The organism is Vibrio sp. 779(2023) (genome assembly GCF_033344285.1).
In the GTDB taxonomy this organism is placed as follows: domain Bacteria; phylum Pseudomonadota; class Gammaproteobacteria; order Enterobacterales; family Vibrionaceae; genus Vibrio; species Vibrio alginolyticus.
Genome location: NZ_JAWPOM010000164.1, coordinates 1 through 1,167 on the forward strand (window position 1 = coordinate 1; position 1,167 = coordinate 1,167).

General features: G+C 46.4%; 1 protein-coding gene. It reads right to left on the reverse strand.

Features of this window, described 5'->3' with window-relative positions; all coding sequences use genetic code 11:
* A partial coding sequence (gene thiI, locus R8O70_RS25780; protein ID WP_318184530.1) for a tRNA uracil 4-sulfurtransferase ThiI occupies positions 1-1,167 on the reverse strand: 1,167 nt, incomplete at both ends.

The window sequence follows — 1,167 nt, forward strand, 5'->3', positions numbered from 1 at the left end:
TTGTTAAAGCCTTGCTCTTGCAAGTAAAGCGCTTGCAGACGGCTCATTACGCCACGGTCACAGTACAGTAGGTAAGTTTTCGACTGGTCTAGGTCACCGAATTGCGTACCCAGCTTGTAGAACGGAATGTGTTTCACATCCACACCAGCGATTTCTAGTGGGTTATCGTCTTCCTCATCAGGGCTACGAATATCCAATACCACTGCGTGTTCTTCGACTGCTTGTACTTGCTCAACTTCTGGTGCCGCTTGCTCAGATTCTTTTGCGATATCACGAATGTCCATTTGACGCGCTTCGTAAACCACTTTTTCTAGAATGCTGAAGTCAAACTTCGCTTCTTCTGCTTCTAGCTTCTCTTTCACCGCTTTTACTGTTGGTTTCTTAGAGATCACGCCACAGTACTCAGGCATGGTTTTCGCGAAGTCTTCTGTACCGATTTCACGAGCTAAGTTGATGATGTCTTCTTTATCCCAGTTGATAAGAGGACGCAGAATCAGCGTATCCGTAACATTATCGATGTGACGAAGGTTCGTTAGCGTTTGGCTAGATACCTGGCCAAGAGCTTCACCCGTTACCAACGCTTCAATCTTAAACTTCTCAGCAATCATGCCAGCAGCGCGCATGAACATACGCTTCAAGATGACGCCCATTTGACCGTCATCTACTTTCTCAAGAATTTCAGCAACCACAGGTTCGAAATCAACAGAGATGAAACGCACCTTCGCTGATGAGCCGTATTTGTTCCATAGGTAGTGAGAAACCTGCTTAACACCGATTTCATGAGCAGGGCCACCTAGGTTAAAGAAACAGTAGTGAACTTTAGAGCCACGTTTGATGTGTAGGTAGCTTGATACACCAGAGTCGAAACCACCTGAGATCAGGCTTAGTACGTCTTCTTGAGTACCTAGAGGGAAGCCACCTAGACCTTTGTGACGCGCCAACACTTGGTTAAGTTTGTCGACCGATACTTCAACTCTTACCGTCACATCAGGGTTGTGTAATTTCACGCGTGCGCTTTCTACTGCTTGGTTTAGACCACCACCAACGTAACGTTCAAGCTCGATAGACGTGAAGTCATGCTTACCACGGCGTTTTGCACGAACCACAAACGTTTTATTTTCAATAAGCGGACGGCTAAGTTCCAGCACCTGCTCGTAGATGTCGTAG